Here is a 17,550-nt window from a genome sequence, read left to right on the forward strand (position 1 = left end):
GAACGCAACGTGGCAGACGCGGGAGTATACCAGCACTCAAACCACATTGCTAGATGATGGTTGTTTTTTATTCGAGAAAATCAGCTAATAAGTGCGCGTGAAATAAATTTCACGCCTACATCAATCGTAGGCGTCACGCTTGCTTGACGCGTCTTACATTCAACACCGTTCGGCTAAAGACTGACGGCTCTTCTAAGCTAAGTGTTCTTTTGCTAAATACTCTAGCGATTGCATTTCTTGTAATCGACTAATACAACGCTTAAATTCAAAGTTTAAGTTACCTTCACTATATAGCTCAGTAATTGGCTTTTCTGCAGAGATAATCAAGGTGACATGACGTTCGTAGAATTCATCCACTAATGCGATAAAACGACGTGCCGCATCATCATTAGCTTGACCTAGCGATTTTACATTAGACAAAATCACCGTGTTATAGAGTCGACTGATTTCCATGTAATCAACTTGACTACGAGCTGTTTCGCACAGCTCGCTAAAATCAAACATGGCAATACAGTCTGATACTTTACGGGTTTTGATCATGCGCCCTTCAATTTCAATTGCCTTGTCGAGCACCCCCGGCTCAGGTGACAACTTATCGAAGTATTCAAATAAATTATCGTCAGCTTGTTTATCAAGCGGGCTATGGAAAATCTCAGCCTGTTCAAGTGTACGCAATCGATAATCAACACCCGAATCAACATTAACGATTTCTGTATTAGCTTTTACCAGCTCAATTGCAGGTAAGAAACGTGCGCGCTGTAAACCGTTACGATACAGCTCATCTGGCACTATATTAGATGTAGCAACGAGCACAATGCCACGTTCAAATAATGCTTCCATCAAGCCACCAAGCAGCATTGCGTCAGTGATGTCTTGAACAAAAAATTCATCAAAACAGATAATGTCTGTTTCTGATTTAAAAATATCAGCTACAACATTTAATGGGTTGCTGGTGTTCTTTAATTTTTTAAGCTCATCATGTACTCGATGCATAAAACGATGAAAGTGCACACGCATTTTACGATCAGTAGGTAAAGCTTCATAGAAAGTATCAACTAAATAGGTCTTACCTCTACCAACTCCCCCCCAAAAATAAAGCCCTTTTATACTCGGCGTGCTATCTTTAGAGAATAGTTTGGCAAACCATCCCTTCGCGGCGGGTTTGTCTGCCGTAAGGTCATCATAGAGTCTTTGTAAGTGACGCACTGCATTTTCTTGCGCTGCATCATGTACAAAGTCTTCACGTTGTAAATCTTGTTGGTATTTCTGCCATGGAGTCATAGGTCGTTACAATAAAACACTGTTAAATTTGCGTAGTATATTAACACGCATCGTATCTCAGGGTATATTAGCCCGCAGTATGATTTCACAATCAAATTAAGCATATTTTAATAATGATTGGACTATAAATGCTTTTAATACCAACGCGCTTAATTAAGAATTATTGCAAATTGGTATGATGCATCTGTTTTTGTTATTTTTTCCCAAAGGGGTAGATTTATGGGCACAATTACCTGGATTGGTATTCTAATCATCGTTGCAATTTCAGCATTTTTCATTGGTGCTTTTGTAACTAAAAAACAATTTAAGCAAGACGAACTAGAACAACAAGTTGAGCAAGCTAACAATGCCCTTGAGCAATACCGCCAAGATGTGGCTGATCACCTAGCTAGCACTGGTAAGCTAGTTTCTAAAATGAAAGATAACTACGACCAGTTGCTAAACCATGTAGAAGAAACAAATAACTTGTTACTGGCTGATAAAAAACAGCATCCAAATGAGCCGTTCTTTTCTAAAGAAACCACGGAGCAATTACAAAACTCATTACAAGACCGCAGAGGCGATCGCTCAAGTGCTGAAGCTCAGCCAGCTGACTATGTTGTTGGTGAAACAGGCTTGTTCACTGGTTCAGAGAAAGTTTCAGAACATTCTAAAGCCTCTTGATGAACTTTTTTTTGACCCCATAGTCTTTAGATATAACAGCTTTATATCTAAACCAAGAAAAGGGCTGCTTATGCAGCCCTTTTTAGTTTTTGCTTTATCTCTGAAGTGGAGTAAACCCGGACTATGAAAATGAAATTATCTGTTATCAGTGCTGCTATTTTATCTTCTAGCTTATTATTAAGCCCTACTATTTCAATGGCAAAGCTTCCTGTTGCTGTAGATGGACAACAATTGCCAACCCTAGCACCTATGCTTGAGCAAATCACACCTGGCGTAGTCAGTATTCAAGTGTCAGGTTCAAAAGAAGTCCGCCGCCGTGCGACACCATTTGATGATTTTTTTGGTGTACCTCGTGGCGGCAGTCAAAAGCGTGAGTTTAGTGGCCTAGGCTCAGGTGTGATCATTGATGCAAAAGAAGGTTACGTGGTAACCAATAACCATGTTATCGAAGATGCCGAAAAAATGGTGGTGACCTTAGAAGATGGCCGCGAATATGAAGCAACTAAAATCGGTAGTGACAAAGAATCAGATATTGCCTTATTGCAAATTGATGCAGAGGATTTAACAGCACTTAAGATTGCCGATTCAGATAAGTTACGTGTAGGTGATTTTGCAGTTGCCATTGGTAACCCATTTGGTTTAAGTCACACAGTAACATCAGGTATCGTCAGTGCCCTTGGCCGTAGCGGTTTAAATATAGAAGGTTATGAAGACTTTATTCAAACCGATGCTGCTATCAACCAAGGTAACTCTGGCGGCGCGTTAGTTAACCTCAATGGTGAGCTGATTGGTATCAACACCGCTATCTTAGGCGCATCTGGCGGTAATGTGGGGATTGGTTTTGCGATTCCATCGACCATGATGAAAAACCTTGTTGACCAAATTATCGAGCACGGCGAAGTGCGTCGTGGCTCATTAGGTATTTCGGGTCGCCCACTTGATGCTGGCCTTGCTAAAGCACAACAACTCGACGTCAAACAAGGCGCCTACGTTATGCAAGTAATGGATGATACCGCAGCAAGTAAAGCTGGTATCAAAGCCGGTGATGTAATTATTAGCGTTGATGGGACTGAAATTAGCGGTTTCCATGAACTACGCAGTAAAATAGCCACTCTTGGTGAAGGCAAAAAAGTTAAGCTTGGCATTTACCGAGATGGCAAAGTCAAAACAGTTAATGTCACCCTAGATGGTGCATCAGCAATCACAGCCGCTGGCGAAGAAACACATCCAGCATTCCAAGGGGCAACTTTAGAAAATACCCAGAAGAGTGATGGTAAAGGTGTTGAAGTTACAGGCGTACAAGCACGCTCTCCTGCGGCACGTGTCGGCCTTGAAGAAGGTGACGTAATTATGCAAGTTAACCGTCAACGCGTAGAAACAATCCGTGACATGAATAAAATCATCGAAAATACCAAAGGTAACATCGTACTAGGTGTTAAACGAGGTAGAGAGCTTATTTTCGTATTAATTCAGTAAACCTAGTTGATAAATCATGAAAAAATAACAGCGGTGCTTGCCGCTGTTATTTTTTTTGTGCCATCATTAAGGGATTGCTCACTGATAATAAGAATACTGTGCTAAAACTTTTTAAATTTATCCTTCCCCCGCTTTTCACTGGTTTAGGCATTGCCTTTTTAGTGGTGTTATTTAGCCCAAGTCTTCGTAGCACGTTGTTACCTGACATGAATTTACCAGTAGCAATGTCATCAGAACACATGAGCTTTGCTGATGCGGTACAAAAAGCAGCTCCATCTGTGGTCACTATTTTTTCAGAAAGTATTTCGAATCAACCTCGCTATAAACGACAAAATACAGTTCAAGCTCTAGGCTCTGGCGTGATCATGACCCAAGATGGCTATATTTTGACTAACTACCATGTAATAAAAAATGCCGACCTAATTATAGTCACACTCTCTGATGGCCGTCGTTTTTATGATGTACAAGTGATTGGCTTTGATACGCAAACAGATTTAGCACTGTTAAAAATCAGCGCCGAGCACTTACCGAAAATCCCGGTGAACGATAAATTTAAACCGCGTGTTGGTGATGTAGTATTAGCGATTGGTAACCCGCTTAATTTAGGCCAAACGATTACCCAAGGTATTATAAGTGCCACAGGCAAACAGAACTTAATCGATAGCCCTTACAGTAGTCTATTACAGATGGATGCAGCGATTAACGTAGGCAACTCAGGTGGCGCGTTAGTCAACTCACGGGGTGATTTAGTAGGTATCACGTCGGCGCAGTTTAAAACTCACGAGAACCTCGATATTCAAGGTATTTTCTTTGCAGTACCTTACTCTATTGCCAAAGATGTTATGGATAAGCTGATCAAACATGGTCGTGTAGTACGTGGCTATTTAGGATTTAGTGGCACAGGTATCGATAGTACAGGTAAGGATGTAAGCGACAATTTTACACCCGTTGCGGGGATGCGCATTTCTCAACTTGATCCATTTGGCCCAGCTTGGAAAGCAGGCATTAGAGAAACGGATATTGTTATTAAAATTGGTGGTATTCCTGTAGCAAATCCACAACAAGTACTTGAGAAACTTGCCAACACAGAACCAGGTAAAGAGCTTGAATTTGAAATTTACCGCGATGGTAAAATTTTAAAAGTAATGGTGACCGTAGCAGAGCTCGAAGACGAGCAATAATACCAATTCGCTTAATAAAGTGGTCTATTTTGAGGCAATAAAACCTCGTTGATAACAAGGCAAAAGTTTCGTTATTTAGTTGTTCTAAATCAGAAATTTTTAACGCAGGTAGCGACAGGTTTAATCCCTCAAAATGATTAAGCATTATTGCGGATTGGTATAATTACAGAGACATACAGATATAAAAAAGGCCTAACATTCGTTAGGCCTTTTTTATAAGTATTTAGCGATTAGCTAGAACGACGTTTAATGTTTGCACCCAGTGCACTCAACTTGTCTTCGATACGCTGATAGCCACGATCTACGTGATAAATACGGTCAACAATGGTCTCACCTTGAGCAACGATACCGGTAAGGATGAGACTTGCAGAAGCTCGTAAATCAGTTGCCATTACTTGCGCGCCAGATAGGCTTTCGGTATCACCACAAATTGCCGTATTACCTTCCAAGCGGATATTTGCGCCCATACGCTGTAATTCAGGCACGTGCATAAAACGGTTTTCGAAAATCGTTTCTGTGATTGTTGCACTGCCCTTAGCCACCACATTCAAGGCTGTAAATTGCGCTTGCATATCGGTAGGGAAACCAGGGTGTGGCATGGTCTTAATGTTCACCGCTTTTAATTCACGGCCACGCATATCAAGATAAATGCTGTTATCAGTCACTTCAACCAAAGCATTGGTAGCACGCAGCTTTTCAATCACAGGATCAAGGCTATGGTGATCAGTGTTTTTACAAAGCACTTCACCGCCAGCCATTGCCGCCGCGACCAAAAAGGTGCCTGTTTCAATGCGATCGGGAAGAATGCTGTATTCACAGCCCGATAGTGATTCGACACCTTCAATTTCGATGCGGCTTGTGCCTGCCCCGTTGATCTTCGCCCCCATCGCAATTAAGCAATTTGCCAGATCAGTTATTTCAGGTTCACGGGCTGCATTTTCAAGTACAGTTTTACCATCAGCCAGCGTAGCTGCCATTAGTAAGTTCTCTGTTGCGCCAACACTGACCATCTCCATAAAGATTTCAGCACCTTTTAAGCGTCCATCCACCTTGGCATTAATGTAGCCATTTTCGACCTTAATGATAGCGCCCATGCGCTCAAGGCCTTGAATATGGATATCAACCGGACGGGCACCAATCGCACAGCCACCAGGCAGTGAAACCTGCGCTTCACCAAAACGAGCAACCAAAGGGCCTAATGCTAACACTGAAGCACGCATTTGCTTAACCAGCTCATACGGAGCAAGGGTTTTATCAACCGTCGCGCCATCAATGATTAGCTTATCTTGTTGCCACTCAACATTGGCGCCCAGCGTTTTTAATAAGGCTTCTGTGGTGCCGATATCGCGTAAACGAGGAACATTACTAAAAGTACTTTTACCCTGTCCTAAAAGTGCAGCAAAAAGAATTGGAAGAGCGGCGTTTTTCGCGCCCGAAATAGTGACTTCACCTGCCAGCGAGGTGCCACCTTGAATAACAAATTGATCCATGAGGAGGCCCTGCGACTATTGAGGTAAAATGAATTTTTGTTCGCGTTTCCATTCAGTCGGTGTAAACGCTTTGATAGATACAGCGTGGATTGTACCGTCTGAGATTGTTGACATTAACGGAGCATAAACCAACTGCTGCTTCTTCACGCGAGATAAGCCATCAAAACACTCACCAACAGCAATCACTTCGTAGTGGCTACCATTTGCTTTAACAATCACTTCATCTAGTTTTAGTTCGTCGCGTAATAACGTTTCGACTTGGCTTGTTTCCATAAATCTCACTCAAATAGGTTTGTGACCTGACCCAACTGCATCAAGTTTTGCAATTGTTCAGGGCTATTTTGCAGTTCAAGGTGAATACCTTGCTGCTTTAATTCTGCGAAAGAGTGAATTAACCAAGCTAAGCCCGCCGTGTCAACCCTAGATAACCCAGAAAGGTCAAAATACCATGTTTTATGGCTAGAATCTGGCTTGACGTTCAGAAGGCGTTCACGGCCAATTGAATTTCGAGTCAGTTCACCACTGACTCGAAACTGGTTATCTTCAAGTTGAGTAATCTCGACTTTACTCATCGCCACCATTACCTCTAAATTGCACTGGCAGTTGGCTCTTCTGCTCAAGTAAGTCACTAACATAATCTAGACCATGTTGGCGTAAAATACCTTGTAATTCACTTTGTTTAGCATCAAGCAAACTAATACCTTCTGCAATCATATCGTACGCGCCCCAGTCACCACTGCGGTCTTCACGTACTTTAAAGTCGATTCTGATATCAGGTTTACCGGCTTCAACAATTTTGGTTTTAACGACCACCACGTCTTTACCCTTAAATGGTTGTGCCGGAGCAAACTCAACACTTTGGTTAGTGTATTGAGTAAACACGCCAGCGTAGGTGGCAATTAAATACTTTTGGAAAACGTCGATAAAGCGTTGTAGTTCCTTAATCGCTTTCGCTTTTTCATCTTTATCTTCGATTGCACGCACCTTCGACACATGATTACCAAGCACACGTAGTGCAGCATATTTATAATCAATGTAAGGCATCAACTCTTCTTCAACGATAACACGTAAATGCTCTTTGTTTTTTGCAATAATCGGTTGATCTTTAGTAATACGTGCAAAGGTATTATCAGACACCGTACGTACCATTTTATACGGGTCTTTTAAATCAACCGCAGGCTCAGCAGCATGTGTGTTAAGTGAAAACAACACACCAATACACAATAAAAACTTCTTAAACATAATTACTCACCACCTTGGTTGAATAAGAACTGACCAATTAACTCTTCTAAAACAAGCGCTGATTTTGTATCAGTAATGTAATCACCATCTGAAAGCGCTTTGCTTTCAACACCAAATAAATCATCTAAATCTGAATCATGCTCACTTGCAGTTACATCCTCACCCATACAGCGTTGCTCAGCAGACTCAGCTGCAATAACAGGATTAATGCCTAAGTACTGCTCACCTAAAATACCTGATGTTAAAATTGAGATAGATGTTGTGTCTGAAAATTTACATAAATAATTTGCATCAATCGCCATGTTAACGACTGGCACAAACTCTTTCGGGTGAATGAAAATAGACTCAACTCGACCAACAACAACACCACCTACTTTAATAGGTGCTCTGGCCTTTAAAGAGCCAATGTTTTCAAACTTTGCATTTAGTTGGTAAGTTTCACCGCTACCACTAATACCAGCATTGGCAACTTTCAATGCTAGTAATGCAAATGCAGCGATACCAAGGGCTACAAAAAAGCCAACTAAAATTTCTAATTTCCGTGAATTCATCTTTATACCCTAATTAGCTGGTAAACATTACCGCGGTTAAAATAAAGTCAAAACCTAATACTGCCAGTGACGAGTGCACTACGGTCTCTGTTGTCGCTTTACTGATACCTTCAGAAGTCGGAACACAGTCATAGCCTTTGTAAAGAGCGATCCAAGTCACAATCATGGCGAATACAAAACTTTTAATTATGCCGTTAACAATATCTTGTTGGAACGACACTTGTGCTTGCATAATTGACCAGAAGCTACCCGAGTCAACACCTAGCCAATCAACACCAACTAAGTGAGCACCGATAATAGCAACTGCCGAAAAAATCAGCGCAAGCAATGGCATACTAATAAAACCAGCCCAAAAACGCGGCGCAATAATACGCTTAAGTGGGTCGATTGCCATCATTTCTAGACTTGATAATTGCTCAGTGGCTTTCATTAAACCTATTTCAGCAGTAAGCGCACTACCCGCCCGCCCTGCAAACAGTAACGCTGTTACTACGGGGCCTAATTCGCGTAACAAACTTAATGCCACTAAAGGCCCTAAGCTATCTTCTGCACCATAACCTACTAGAACGGTATAACCCTGCAGAGCGAGCACCATCCCGATGAATAGGCCTGATACCATGATGATTAAAAGAGATTGCGAGCCCACCATATATAATTGGCGAACAAGTAAAGGCGTGCCTTTTTTGAAGTTAGGCATATTCACTAATGCGCCAAACAACATTTGTGTTGAACGACCAAGAGCAGCAAACCGGCCTAGCGTCTTGTGACCTAACTTCTGAAATAGATCAAGCATTGTGCACTCCCAATAACTCTTTATCATAAGCAGGAGCTGGATAATGGAACGGCACAGGCCCATCAGACAAGCCGTTTAAAAACTGCTGCACTAGCTCAGATTGATGATTTTGCATTTGTTCAGGTGAACCTTCCCCTATCACCCCCTGATCAGCGATGATGATAACGTGATCAGCAATGCTCAAAACCTCAGTCACATCATGAGTTACTATAAGTGATGATAAACCTAGCACCTCATTAAGTGATTTAATTAGCTTTACTAACACCCCCATTGAGATAGGGTCTTGGCCAGCAAAAGGTTCATCGTACATAATCAGTTCAGGGTCCAGAGCAATAGAACGCGCAAGGGCTGCACGGCGAGCCATACCACCAGAAAGCTCAGACGGCATTAAATCTTGTGCACCACGTAAACCGACGGCTTGTAATTTCATTAAAACGACAAGACGAATTAAATCTTCGCTAAGTTGAGTATGTTCGCGCAAAGGAAAGGCGATATTGTCAAACACTGACATATCGGTAAATAAGGCACCGCTTTGGAACAGCATACTCATTTTGGTACGGGCAGCATAAAGTTCCTTGCGAGTCATGCCAGGAATACTGTTGCCTTCAAATAAAATGTCACCAGAATCAGGCTTAAGCTGACCGCCAATTAAGCGTAACATGGTGGTTTTACCAATGCCGCTCGGTCCCATGATAGCGGTTATCTTGCCTTTCGGAATGTTAAAACTCATATTTTTATATATGATTCTATCGCCCCGTGAAAAGGTTATATCCTTGATTTCTACTATTGATTGCGACAAGTCGCTCTCCATAACTTTTTTCACTAGTTTTGCCATTTTAAGGGTTTTTTAGTCAATATGGAAAAAACAAATCGTAAAATTTTGTAATATTTCCTATTAATAAATTCTAAAGCTAGCTGCAAAGAACTTAATCACACCTGAAATTTAGATTCCTCGCCCAGCACGCTTTATGCTTGCCAGCTCATTCTTTTACTTATACTTTCAGTTTCGCTTTTGTTACTATTTGCAGTCATCTGTATAAGTAATGTTGGCGTATCACAATGGTGACTTCTTTTGTCATTTTAATTATTGGTTTTGCTGCACTCGTTTGGAGTGCCGATCGGTTTGTTTATGGGGCGGCTGCACTCGCAAAAAACATGGGGATCCCCACCCTAATCATTGGTTTAACCGTAGTAGCTATGGGCTCATCTGCGCCTGAAATGATGGTATCAGCATCAGCAGCTCTAGCTGATAAAACAGATACTGCAGTAGGTAATGCGGTTGGTTCTAACATCACCAATATCTTACTTGTACTTGGTGTTACTGCTTTATTGCGTCCTCTTTCAGTATCATCTTTGACGCTTAAACGCGAAATGCCACTCGTACTGTTAATCTCTGTAGCAGCTTGGTATGTGTTTTCAGATAACTATTTTTCATTCACTGAGGGCATTGCATTAATGGTTGCCTTTGCTGTATTCATTGGTGGCTTAGTGATCGTCTCACTGCGCGCGAAAAACCAAGATGATCCTTTTGTCAGTGAAGCATGTGAAGATGTCCCGAACGACGTGAGCACAAAATCAGCCGTATTTTGGTTAGTCATCGGCATGATTTTATTACCTATTAGCTCGCATTTTTTAGTTGGGTCGGCGGTTGATATTGCAAAATATTTTGGTTTATCTGATCTCGTTATTGGCTTAACCATCATTGCCATTGGTACCAGCTTACCTGAGCTAGCAGCCTGTATTGCTGGGGTTCTAAAAAACGAAGACGATTTAGCACTGGGTAATATCGTTGGCTCAAATATCTTCAATTTACTCGCTGTATTACCACTTGCGGGCATTATCAACCCTTCAATTATTGACCCTTCTGCGGCAAACCGCGATGCACTTATTATGATTGCAGCAACCGTTGTATTGATGGCCATGTCATTGAACTTTAAAGGTGCTCGTCGTATCAATAGAGTAGAAGGTGGCTTCTTGTTAGTCGCATTTATTGCATATCAGGGCTATATTTTTAGCCAAATAGGATAATCAATGACACAACAAAGCTTTATCGCGCAAGGTAAGCGCGTACTCGAAATTGAAGCACAAGCCTTACAAGAAATTGAGCAATATATAAATCAAGATTTCGATAAGGCTTGTCAATTAATGTTCCAGTGTACAGGCCGTATCATTGTTATCGGTATGGGCAAGTCAGGCCACGTTGGTAATAAAATTGCGGCGACCCTTGCAAGTACTGGTACACCCGCATTTTTTGTTCACCCTGGTGAAGCAAGCCACGGTGATTTAGGCATGATCACTCATGATGATGTAGTGATGTGTATTTCTAACTCTGGTGAGACCAGCGAAGTACTAAGCATAATTCCTGTTATTAAGCGCATTGGCGCAAAGATGATTTCACTAACAGGTAATCCAGATTCAACCATGGCAAAGTTATCTGATGTCCATGTTTGCATTAAAGTAAGTAAAGAAGCATGCCCGTTAGGCCTAGCACCAACTGCTAGTACAACAGCAACATTAGTTATGGGCGATGCAATAGCCGTTGCGTTACTTGAAACACGTGGTTTTACAGCTGACGATTTTGCACTTTCGCATCCTGGTGGCAGTCTAGGTAAACGTTTATTACTAACATTAGATGATGTTATGCACGCAGGCGATGCCACCCCAATCGTTAACGAAACGCAAAGCATTAAAGATGCGTTAATTGAAATGTCAGCCAAGGGCCTTGGTATGACTGCGGTAATAGGTGCAGACAAAAAGTTAGCCGGATTATTCACCGATGGTGATTTACGCCGTATTTTAGAGCAGCGCATTGATATCCATAGTACTGCTATTAGTCAAGTGATGACTCGTTCATGTACTACTGCGCGCCCTGACATGCTTGCAGCTGAGGCATTGAACATTATGGAACGTAAACGTATCAATGGTTTAATTGTGGTAGATCATAGTAATACGCCTATTGGTGCCCTTAATATGCAAGACCTATTAAAAGCAGGAGTTCTTTAAGCAATGACATTCGCCGAGCTTTACCAGCCTCTTAGCCCTGATGTGAGTCAGCGCGCACAAAAAGTAAAATTGCTAATCTGCGATATTGATGGTGTTTTTTCTGATGGCCGAATTTATTTAGGCAATGATGGCGAAGAACTTAAAGCATTCAATACAAAAGATGGCTTTGGTATTAAAGCGCTCATAAATAGTGGTTTTGAAGTGGCAGTCATTACTGGCCGCCATTCACAAATAGTTCAGCAGCGAATGACTAGCCTAACAGTTCAGCACATTTATCAGGGACAAGAAGATAAGCTAATTGCTTATCAAGAGTTAAAGGATAAACTGGGGCTAACTGATGAGCAAATTGCCTATATTGGTGATGATGGTCCAGACTTACCAGTAATGGAAAAAGTAGGGTTTGCTGTTGCTGTTAACGACGCACACCCACTAATTAAAAAGCTGGCTCATTACACCACATTATTACCAGGTGGCTTTGGAGCCGTGCGTGAATTAACTGATTTACTGATGTTAGAAAACGGTAAGCCGTTAACTAGCGATGGAACCAGCGCATGAATATAGCCCGTATTTTACTGAGTGTTGTTTTTGTTTGTTGCATGGTGTGGTTGTGGTATCCGTACTTTAATCAATCAGCAGACACAATAACTAGTGAAGACGAGATCATTGCAACGCCTGATTACACTGCGGTGGCGTTAAAGCAAACTGCTTATGACGAGCAAGGAAAAATCAGTCATAAAGTAGCTGCGGCTAAAATGGAGTTGTATCAACAATTAGGGTTTACCTTTTTTGAGCAACCTGTATTTACTATTTATGGCGACCAGCAGGTTTGGCAAGTAAAAGCCAAAGAAGCCACTTTATACGAAAATGATCAGCTGATTTTTGAAGGGGATGTAGTTGCTAAAAACTTAACCCATAACGGTATGATCGAAGATATAAAAGCAGAAAACATTAATGTCGACATTAATAAAATGACCATGTTTTCAAAGCAACCTGTAACACTAACAGGACCGAATTTAAAGATTACCGGTAAAGGCTTAAAAGCCGATTTAAAAACCGAAATTGTTGAGTTAACTAACCATACACGAACCATATACTATGACCAATAAACTGAAGAAATTACTCCTGATCCCAAGCTTATTGATTGCGTTTTCCGGCACCGCTGCCGAGCAAACTGGCGCACAAATTAGCATTAGCTCAGATCGCCAAGTTGGTAAACTAAAAGATGGCGTTGGCATATTTGAAGGTAACGTAGAGATCGTGCATGGTAATCGTCGTATTACAGCAGAACGTCTTGAAGCACACGGCGGTGATACCGAAGGTACAGTAGAGCTAATTATTGCAACAGGCAAACCAGCTTACTTCGAAGAAAAACAAACGGATGGTTCCGTAATGAGCGCCAGTGCTGAAGAAGTTCGTTATGATGTTGCGAAACGCTTCTTAACCTTAAACGGTGAAGCTGAAGTTACCCAAGCTGGTCAAAAAGTAACAGCGAAAAGCATTACCTATGATATGGCTCAGCAGCTTATCAGTGCTGAAAAAGACGAAAACTCATCAGATCGTGTACACACTATTTTAGTACCTGTTGAAAATAAAAAAGACAATAAAGGCCAACCATGAGCACATTAAAAGCAGAGCTTTTAGCTAAGAGCTACAAAGGCCGCCAAGTGGTTAAAAATGTCGGTCTGGAAGTTGAAGCAGGCAGTATTGTTGGCTTGCTTGGCCCAAATGGTGCTGGTAAAACCACGACTTTTTACATGATTGTAGGCCTAGTTCCGAGCGACAAAGGTAAAATTAGCATCGATGATAACGATATTACCCTTTTGCCAATGCACAGCCGTGCGAGGTTGGGTATTGGTTATCTACCGCAAGAATCTTCGATTTTTCGAAAGTTAACAGTTTACCAAAACTTGATGGCTATTTTAGAGACTCGTAAAGATCTAAATAAAACCACGCGGGAAGAAACTCTAAATAGCTTATTAGATGAATTTAGCATCCAACACATCCGTGATAGTCAAGGTATGGCTCTATCTGGTGGTGAACGTCGCCGCGTTGAAATTGCTCGCGCATTAGCCGCTAATCCTAAATTTATCCTTTTAGATGAGCCTTTTGCTGGTGTTGATCCAATTTCAGTGTTAGATATAAAGAAAATTATTGAGCACCTAAAAAATCGTGGTATTGGTGTACTAATTACTGACCATAATGTTCGAGAAACCCTTGATGTTTGTGAAAAAGCCTACATTGTTTCTCATGGGGAGCTAATTGCATCAGGCACACCTGAGCACGTATTAGCTGACCAAACTGTACGCGATGTTTATCTAGGCGAGCAATTTAGGCTGTAACCATTACGCCACCGACTAGAGCATCTGCTAGACTTATAACAATGACAATAAATCGATAATAACTTAACTGTCTTTGCACAGTTATCGATAACTTAAAAAAAGGATTGTTAGGGATACATGAGGCAATCATTACAGCTGCGCATGGGCCAGCAACTTACAATGACTCCACAACTGCAACAAGCTATACGTTTGTTGCAGCTCAGTACATTGGATCTCCAACAAGAAATTCAAGAGGCGCTAGATAGTAACCCTTTACTTGAAGTGGAAGAAGCGGATTACAACGAAGAAAGCATCGGCAAAAATGAGCAAAAAGCTGAATCTGACGATGTGCAAGTCAGCGCTTCTGCAGACGAAGCACCTAGCGAATATGAACAAGAAAGCAGTGATGCTCTAAATAAAGACACTGTAAGTGACGATTTAGCCATGGATGTTACATGGGATGAGTACATGAGTGCCGCTCCATCAACATCATCAGGGCCAATGCCAGAAGATGAATCTATTTATCAAGGTGCATCGACCGAAACCCTTCACGAATACCTTATGTGGCAATTACAGCTAACTCCCTTTAGTCCGACTGATGAAGCGATTGCTGTGGCAATTGTTGAGGCTATCGATGACTCTGGTATTTTAACGGTAAGCTGTGAAGATATCGTCGAGAGCTTTAATCAAAATAGTGATGAAGAAGAAATCGAACTTGATGAAGTCGAAGCGGTCCTAAAGAGAATTCAATTGTTTGATCCTGTCGGTATTGGGGCGCGTAGTTTACAGGAATGCCTGTGTATTCAACTTCGCCAATTCGATGCAAACACGCCATATTTAGCTGAAACTAAAATGGTTTTATCTGAGCATATCGAATTATTAGCGAGTCGCGACTATCGAACTTTGATGAAAAAGACTAAGCTTAAAGAAAATGAGCTTAAAGAAGTAATGACGCTAATTCACAGCTTAAACCCTAAGCCTGCGGATAGCATAGTACGCGAAGAGTCTGAGTACGTCATACCTGATGTATCAGTGAAAAAAGTAAAAGGTCGCTGGGTGGTTGAGTTAAACCCAGATAGTATGCCAAAGATTAGAGTGAACAGCCAATATGCGGCTATGTCTCGCTCTGTTAAATCAAGTAGCGACAGCCAATTTATTCGCTCTCACTTACAAGAAGCAAAGTGGTTTATTAAGAGCTTAGAAAGCCGTAACGATACACTATTAAAAGTGACCAACTGTATCGTTCAACAACAACAAGCTTTCTTTGAGCATGGCCCAGAAGCAATGAAGCCGATGGTGCTAAATGATGTTGCTGAAATGGTCGAAATGCATGAATCGACGATTTCACGAGTAACAACGCAAAAATATATGCATACCCCTAGGGGTATCTTTGAGTTGAAATATTTCTTCTCAAGCCATGTCAGCACTGAAAATGGTGGTGAGTGTTCTTCAACAGCAATACGCGCTTTAATCAAGAAGTTAGTCGCTGCAGAAAACTCGGCTAAACCATTGAGTGATAGCAAAATTGCAGATATATTGGCTGAGCAAGGAATTAAAGTAGCTAGACGTACAATTGCAAAATATCGTGAGTCTCTAGCAATACCTCCGTCTAATCAGCGTAAGAGTTTGATTTAGACGTTTTACATAGAAGGAAAAATGCTTATGCAACTAAATTTAACTGGTCGTCATGTAGAAATCACTGATTCATTAAGAGACTATGTAAACACCAAGTTTGCGAAACTAGAAAGGCATTTTGACCATATTAATAATGTTCATGTCATTCTAGATGTAGAAAAATTAAGCCAAAAAGCAGAAGCAACTTTACATGTAAACGGAGGCGAATTGTTCGCTTCTACAGAACATCAAGATATGTACGCAGCCATTGACTCGTTGATCGATAAGCTTGATCGCCAAGTCATTAAACACAAAGAGAAATTAGCTCGACATTAAATTATGAAACTAAGTTCACTTACTAATCAGGACTGCAGCAAAGCTGCGGTCCTTTTTAATAGCAAAAAAAGAATTCTTGAATATATCAGCGAACTGGCTCACCAGCAGCTTCCTCATTTATCTCAACAAGATATCCTAAATGCTTTACTCAACCGAGAGAAGCTAGGTAGCACCGGTATTGGCCGAGGTATTGCTATTCCACATGGCCGAATGAGTGGCGCCGATGAACCTCAGGCGTTTGTCATAGTGAGTGAATCCCCAATCAATTTTGATGCAATTGATAATCGCCCTGTTGACATTTTCGTAGCACTCATCGTACCAGATGGTGACTCTCAGCTTCATCTAAAGACCTTATCAACAATTGCTGATAGACTTAAAGATAAAGAGTTTTGTAAACAGCTGCGTAGTGCTACTACCGATCAGCAACTGTTTCAGGTTATATCAGCAGAGGCATAAATGGAATTAATCATTATCAGCGGTCGCTCAGGCTCAGGTAAATCGGTCGCTTTACGAGTACTTGAAGACTTAGGTTATTATTGCGTTGATAATATTCCAGTCAATTTACTGCCTTCGCTCGTGCGTAGCGTATCAGATAACTACGATAAAATAGCGGTCAGTATTGATGTGCGTAACCTTCCAAAAGAGCAGCAAGAATTTAATGATATTCTTGAGTACCTTCCTGGTTTCGCAAATCCAACACTTTTTTACTTAGACAGTGATGACCAAACCCTGATAAAACGCTTTTCAGAGACTCGTCGTTTACACCCATTATCCATTGATTCTTTGCCACTTGATCTGGCTATTAAACAAGAAAAAGTCTTACTCGATGTGTTGATCACTCGTGCTGATTTTATGATTGATACCACAGATCTCAGTGTTCATCAGTTAGCAGAATCAATTCGCGAAAAGATTTTGGGTAAAAAGGATAAAAAACTGATTATCACTTTTATGTCTTTCGGCTTTAAACACGGTATTCCAAAAGAAGCTGATTACGTATTTGATGCACGTTTTTTACCTAACCCACACTGGGAACCTGATTTAAAGCCGCTAACGGGTCTAGATCAACCAGTAAAAGATTACTTAGCTAGCCACAGCATAGTGCAAAAGTTCACATGGCAAATTCAAACATTTGTACAAACATGGCTACCACATTTAGAGCGTAACAACCGAAGTTACCTTACCATTGCCATTGGTTGTACTGGTGGCCAACATCGCTCTGTTTACTTAGCACAAACAATTGGTGAGAGTTTTGCTAAAAGCCATGACAATGTAAAAATTCGCCACCGTGAACAAGACATTTAATTAGGCACTATTATAATGCGCGCTGAAGATACCTTTTTAATTCAAAACAAACTCGGCTTACATGCTCGCGCAGCCACTGTTTTAGCCCAATTAGCACTACAATTTGATGCTAAAATTACGCTTTATCAAGACGATAAAGAAGCTGAAGGTGACAGCGTATTGGCATTAATGCTACTTGAAAGCAGTCAAGGTAAAGAAGTTAGAGTCGTTTGTGAAGGCCCTGATGCTGATGCAGCATTAACTGCAATCGGTGAATTAATCGCACAGCGCTTTCACGAGCACGAATAGCATTTGCTAAGC

The 17,550-nt window shown here is 41.2% G+C and carries 22 protein-coding genes; 14 read left to right on the forward strand and 8 right to left on the reverse strand.

Annotation, left to right across the window (positions count from 1 at the left end):
• Positions 1–192: 192 nt before the first annotated feature.
• On the reverse strand, positions 193–1,281 hold the full coding sequence (gene zapE / locus EVU92_RS02085) for a cell division protein ZapE (RefSeq protein WP_130049819.1): 1,089 nt from the start codon (positions 1,279–1,281) through the stop codon (positions 193–195).
• A gap of 219 nt (positions 1,282–1,500) precedes the next feature.
• Between zapE and EVU92_RS02090 the strand changes: the two genes are divergently transcribed.
• The 3 genes from EVU92_RS02090 to EVU92_RS02100 all read left to right on the forward strand — a co-directional run bounded on the left by EVU92_RS02090 (position 1,501) and on the right by EVU92_RS02100 (position 4,601).
• On the forward strand, positions 1,501–1,944 hold the full coding sequence (locus EVU92_RS02090) for a YhcB family protein (protein WP_130049820.1): 444 nt from the start codon (positions 1,501–1,503) through the stop codon (positions 1,942–1,944).
• A 123-nt stretch (positions 1,945–2,067) separates the two neighbouring features.
• A complete protein-coding gene (locus EVU92_RS02095) occupies positions 2,068–3,420 on the forward strand; it encodes a DegQ family serine endoprotease (RefSeq protein ID WP_130049821.1) in 1,353 nt (450 codons plus the stop codon).
• Positions 3,421–3,518: 98 nt separating this feature from the next.
• A complete protein-coding gene (locus EVU92_RS02100; protein ID WP_130049822.1) occupies positions 3,519–4,601 on the forward strand; it encodes a trypsin-like peptidase domain-containing protein in 1,083 nt (360 codons plus the stop codon).
• Positions 4,602–4,831: 230 nt separating this feature from the next.
• Here the strand turns inward: EVU92_RS02100 and murA are convergent, their stop codons facing one another.
• From murA to EVU92_RS02135, 7 genes are read right to left on the reverse strand one after another with little or no spacing between them, the layout of a single operon-like run.
• Positions 4,832–6,091: a UDP-N-acetylglucosamine 1-carboxyvinyltransferase gene (gene murA, locus EVU92_RS02105; RefSeq protein ID WP_130049823.1), complete on the reverse strand. Its 1,260-nt coding sequence runs from the start codon at positions 6,089–6,091 to the stop codon at positions 4,832–4,834.
• Between the two features lie 15 nt (positions 6,092–6,106).
• Positions 6,107–6,364, reverse strand: a complete 258-nt coding sequence (locus EVU92_RS02110; protein WP_054554171.1) for a BolA family protein — start codon at positions 6,362–6,364, stop codon at positions 6,107–6,109.
• 5 nt (positions 6,365–6,369) lie between these two features.
• A complete protein-coding gene (locus tag EVU92_RS02115) occupies positions 6,370–6,663 on the reverse strand; it encodes an STAS domain-containing protein (RefSeq protein ID WP_130049824.1) in 294 nt (97 codons plus the stop codon).
• On the reverse strand, positions 6,656–7,333 hold the full coding sequence (locus EVU92_RS02120) for an ABC transporter substrate-binding protein (RefSeq protein ID WP_130049825.1): 678 nt from the start codon (positions 7,331–7,333) through the stop codon (positions 6,656–6,658). Before EVU92_RS02120 ends, EVU92_RS02115 begins: the two co-directional genes overlap by 8 nt.
• Before the next feature lie 2 nt (positions 7,334–7,335).
• The gene (gene mlaD / locus EVU92_RS02125) at positions 7,336–7,884 is read right to left on the reverse strand and encodes an outer membrane lipid asymmetry maintenance protein MlaD (RefSeq protein ID WP_130049826.1); all 549 of its coding nucleotides are present in this window, start codon (positions 7,882–7,884) and stop codon (positions 7,336–7,338) included.
• A gap of 13 nt (positions 7,885–7,897) precedes the next feature.
• The gene (mlaE, locus tag EVU92_RS02130) at positions 7,898–8,677 is read right to left on the reverse strand and encodes a lipid asymmetry maintenance ABC transporter permease subunit MlaE (protein ID WP_130049827.1); all 780 of its coding nucleotides are present in this window, start codon (positions 8,675–8,677) and stop codon (positions 7,898–7,900) included.
• The gene (locus EVU92_RS02135; RefSeq protein WP_130052206.1) at positions 8,670–9,488 is read right to left on the reverse strand and encodes an ATP-binding cassette domain-containing protein; all 819 of its coding nucleotides are present in this window, start codon (positions 9,486–9,488) and stop codon (positions 8,670–8,672) included. The genes mlaE and EVU92_RS02135 overlap by 8 nt, the downstream gene beginning before the upstream one ends.
• A gap of 248 nt (positions 9,489–9,736) precedes the next feature.
• Between EVU92_RS02135 and EVU92_RS02140 the strand changes: the two genes are divergently transcribed.
• The 11 genes from EVU92_RS02140 (at position 9,737) to EVU92_RS02190 (ending at position 17,538) form a co-directional block, all read left to right on the forward strand.
• Entirely contained in the window at positions 9,737–10,705 is a 969-nt protein-coding gene (locus tag EVU92_RS02140) for a calcium/sodium antiporter (RefSeq protein WP_130049828.1), read from the forward strand.
• Between the two features lie 3 nt (positions 10,706–10,708).
• Entirely contained in the window at positions 10,709–11,680 is a 972-nt protein-coding gene (locus tag EVU92_RS02145; RefSeq protein ID WP_130049829.1) for a KpsF/GutQ family sugar-phosphate isomerase, read from the forward strand.
• 3 nt (positions 11,681–11,683) lie between these two features.
• Positions 11,684–12,235: a 3-deoxy-manno-octulosonate-8-phosphatase KdsC gene (kdsC, locus tag EVU92_RS02150; RefSeq protein ID WP_054561100.1), complete on the forward strand. Its 552-nt coding sequence runs from the start codon at positions 11,684–11,686 to the stop codon at positions 12,233–12,235.
• On the forward strand, positions 12,232–12,786 hold the full coding sequence (lptC, locus tag EVU92_RS02155) for an LPS export ABC transporter periplasmic protein LptC (protein WP_130049830.1): 555 nt from the start codon (positions 12,232–12,234) through the stop codon (positions 12,784–12,786). The genes kdsC and lptC overlap by 4 nt, the downstream gene beginning before the upstream one ends.
• Positions 12,776–13,297, forward strand: coding sequence for a lipopolysaccharide transport periplasmic protein LptA (gene lptA, locus EVU92_RS02160; RefSeq protein ID WP_130049831.1), 522 nt, complete (start codon positions 12,776–12,778; stop codon positions 13,295–13,297). The genes lptC and lptA overlap by 11 nt, the downstream gene beginning before the upstream one ends.
• Positions 13,294–14,019, forward strand: a complete 726-nt coding sequence (lptB, locus tag EVU92_RS02165; protein ID WP_062566533.1) for an LPS export ABC transporter ATP-binding protein — start codon at positions 13,294–13,296, stop codon at positions 14,017–14,019. Before lptA ends, lptB begins: the two co-directional genes overlap by 4 nt.
• A gap of 117 nt (positions 14,020–14,136) precedes the next feature.
• Positions 14,137–15,633, forward strand: a complete 1,497-nt coding sequence (locus EVU92_RS02170; protein WP_130049832.1) for an RNA polymerase factor sigma-54 — start codon at positions 14,137–14,139, stop codon at positions 15,631–15,633.
• 27 nt (positions 15,634–15,660) lie between these two features.
• Entirely contained in the window at positions 15,661–15,948 is a 288-nt protein-coding gene (gene hpf / locus EVU92_RS02175; RefSeq protein ID WP_036971325.1) for a ribosome hibernation promoting factor, read from the forward strand.
• 3 nt (positions 15,949–15,951) lie between these two features.
• Positions 15,952–16,404, forward strand: a complete 453-nt coding sequence (gene ptsN, locus EVU92_RS02180; RefSeq protein ID WP_130049833.1) for a PTS IIA-like nitrogen regulatory protein PtsN — start codon at positions 15,952–15,954, stop codon at positions 16,402–16,404.
• Complete coding sequence (gene rapZ / locus EVU92_RS02185) at positions 16,405–17,250, forward strand: RNase adapter RapZ (RefSeq protein ID WP_130049834.1); 846 nt, start codon at positions 16,405–16,407, stop codon at positions 17,248–17,250.
• 15 nt (positions 17,251–17,265) lie between these two features.
• Complete coding sequence (locus tag EVU92_RS02190) at positions 17,266–17,538, forward strand: HPr family phosphocarrier protein (RefSeq protein ID WP_130049835.1); 273 nt, start codon at positions 17,266–17,268, stop codon at positions 17,536–17,538.
• Positions 17,539–17,550: the final 12 nt, after the last annotated feature.

Source organism: Pseudoalteromonas sp. MEBiC 03485, assembly GCF_004195145.1.
GTDB classification, from domain to species: Bacteria; Pseudomonadota; Gammaproteobacteria; order Enterobacterales; family Alteromonadaceae; genus Pseudoalteromonas; species Pseudoalteromonas apostichopi.

What these genes read in the sequence shown, in the direction of transcription:
- mlaD (WP_130049826.1), bottom strand. Translation starts at nt 7,884, where the DNA reads ATGAATTCACGGAAATTAGAAATTTTAGTTGGCTTTTTTGTAGCCCTT.
- hpf (WP_036971325.1), top strand. Translation starts at nt 15,661, where the DNA reads ATGCAACTAAATTTAACTGGTCGTCATGTAGAAATCACTGATTCATTA.
- EVU92_RS02135 (WP_130052206.1), bottom strand. Translation starts at nt 9,488, where the DNA reads ATGGAGAGCGACTTGTCGCAATCAATAGTAGAAATCAAGGATATAACC.
- zapE (WP_130049819.1), bottom strand. Translation starts at nt 1,281, where the DNA reads ATGACTCCATGGCAGAAATACCAACAAGATTTACAACGTGAAGACTTT.
- lptB (WP_062566533.1), top strand. Translation starts at nt 13,294, where the DNA reads ATGAGCACATTAAAAGCAGAGCTTTTAGCTAAGAGCTACAAAGGCCGC.
- EVU92_RS02095 (WP_130049821.1), top strand. Translation starts at nt 2,068, where the DNA reads ATGAAAATGAAATTATCTGTTATCAGTGCTGCTATTTTATCTTCTAGC.
- EVU92_RS02170 (WP_130049832.1), top strand. Translation starts at nt 14,137, where the DNA reads ATGAGGCAATCATTACAGCTGCGCATGGGCCAGCAACTTACAATGACT.
- EVU92_RS02190 (WP_130049835.1), top strand. Translation starts at nt 17,266, where the DNA reads ATGCGCGCTGAAGATACCTTTTTAATTCAAAACAAACTCGGCTTACAT.
- ptsN (WP_130049833.1), top strand. Translation starts at nt 15,952, where the DNA reads ATGAAACTAAGTTCACTTACTAATCAGGACTGCAGCAAAGCTGCGGTC.
- kdsC (WP_054561100.1), top strand. Translation starts at nt 11,684, where the DNA reads ATGACATTCGCCGAGCTTTACCAGCCTCTTAGCCCTGATGTGAGTCAG.
- EVU92_RS02145 (WP_130049829.1), top strand. Translation starts at nt 10,709, where the DNA reads ATGACACAACAAAGCTTTATCGCGCAAGGTAAGCGCGTACTCGAAATT.
- mlaE (WP_130049827.1), bottom strand. Translation starts at nt 8,677, where the DNA reads ATGCTTGATCTATTTCAGAAGTTAGGTCACAAGACGCTAGGCCGGTTT.
- lptC (WP_130049830.1), top strand. Translation starts at nt 12,232, where the DNA reads ATGAATATAGCCCGTATTTTACTGAGTGTTGTTTTTGTTTGTTGCATG.
- EVU92_RS02115 (WP_130049824.1), bottom strand. Translation starts at nt 6,663, where the DNA reads ATGAGTAAAGTCGAGATTACTCAACTTGAAGATAACCAGTTTCGAGTC.
- rapZ (WP_130049834.1), top strand. Translation starts at nt 16,405, where the DNA reads ATGGAATTAATCATTATCAGCGGTCGCTCAGGCTCAGGTAAATCGGTC.
- EVU92_RS02120 (WP_130049825.1), bottom strand. Translation starts at nt 7,333, where the DNA reads ATGTTTAAGAAGTTTTTATTGTGTATTGGTGTGTTGTTTTCACTTAAC.
- EVU92_RS02110 (WP_054554171.1), bottom strand. Translation starts at nt 6,364, where the DNA reads ATGGAAACAAGCCAAGTCGAAACGTTATTACGCGACGAACTAAAACTA.
- EVU92_RS02090 (WP_130049820.1), top strand. Translation starts at nt 1,501, where the DNA reads ATGGGCACAATTACCTGGATTGGTATTCTAATCATCGTTGCAATTTCA.
- murA (WP_130049823.1), bottom strand. Translation starts at nt 6,091, where the DNA reads ATGGATCAATTTGTTATTCAAGGTGGCACCTCGCTGGCAGGTGAAGTC.
- lptA (WP_130049831.1), top strand. Translation starts at nt 12,776, where the DNA reads ATGACCAATAAACTGAAGAAATTACTCCTGATCCCAAGCTTATTGATT.
- EVU92_RS02140 (WP_130049828.1), top strand. Translation starts at nt 9,737, where the DNA reads ATGGTGACTTCTTTTGTCATTTTAATTATTGGTTTTGCTGCACTCGTT.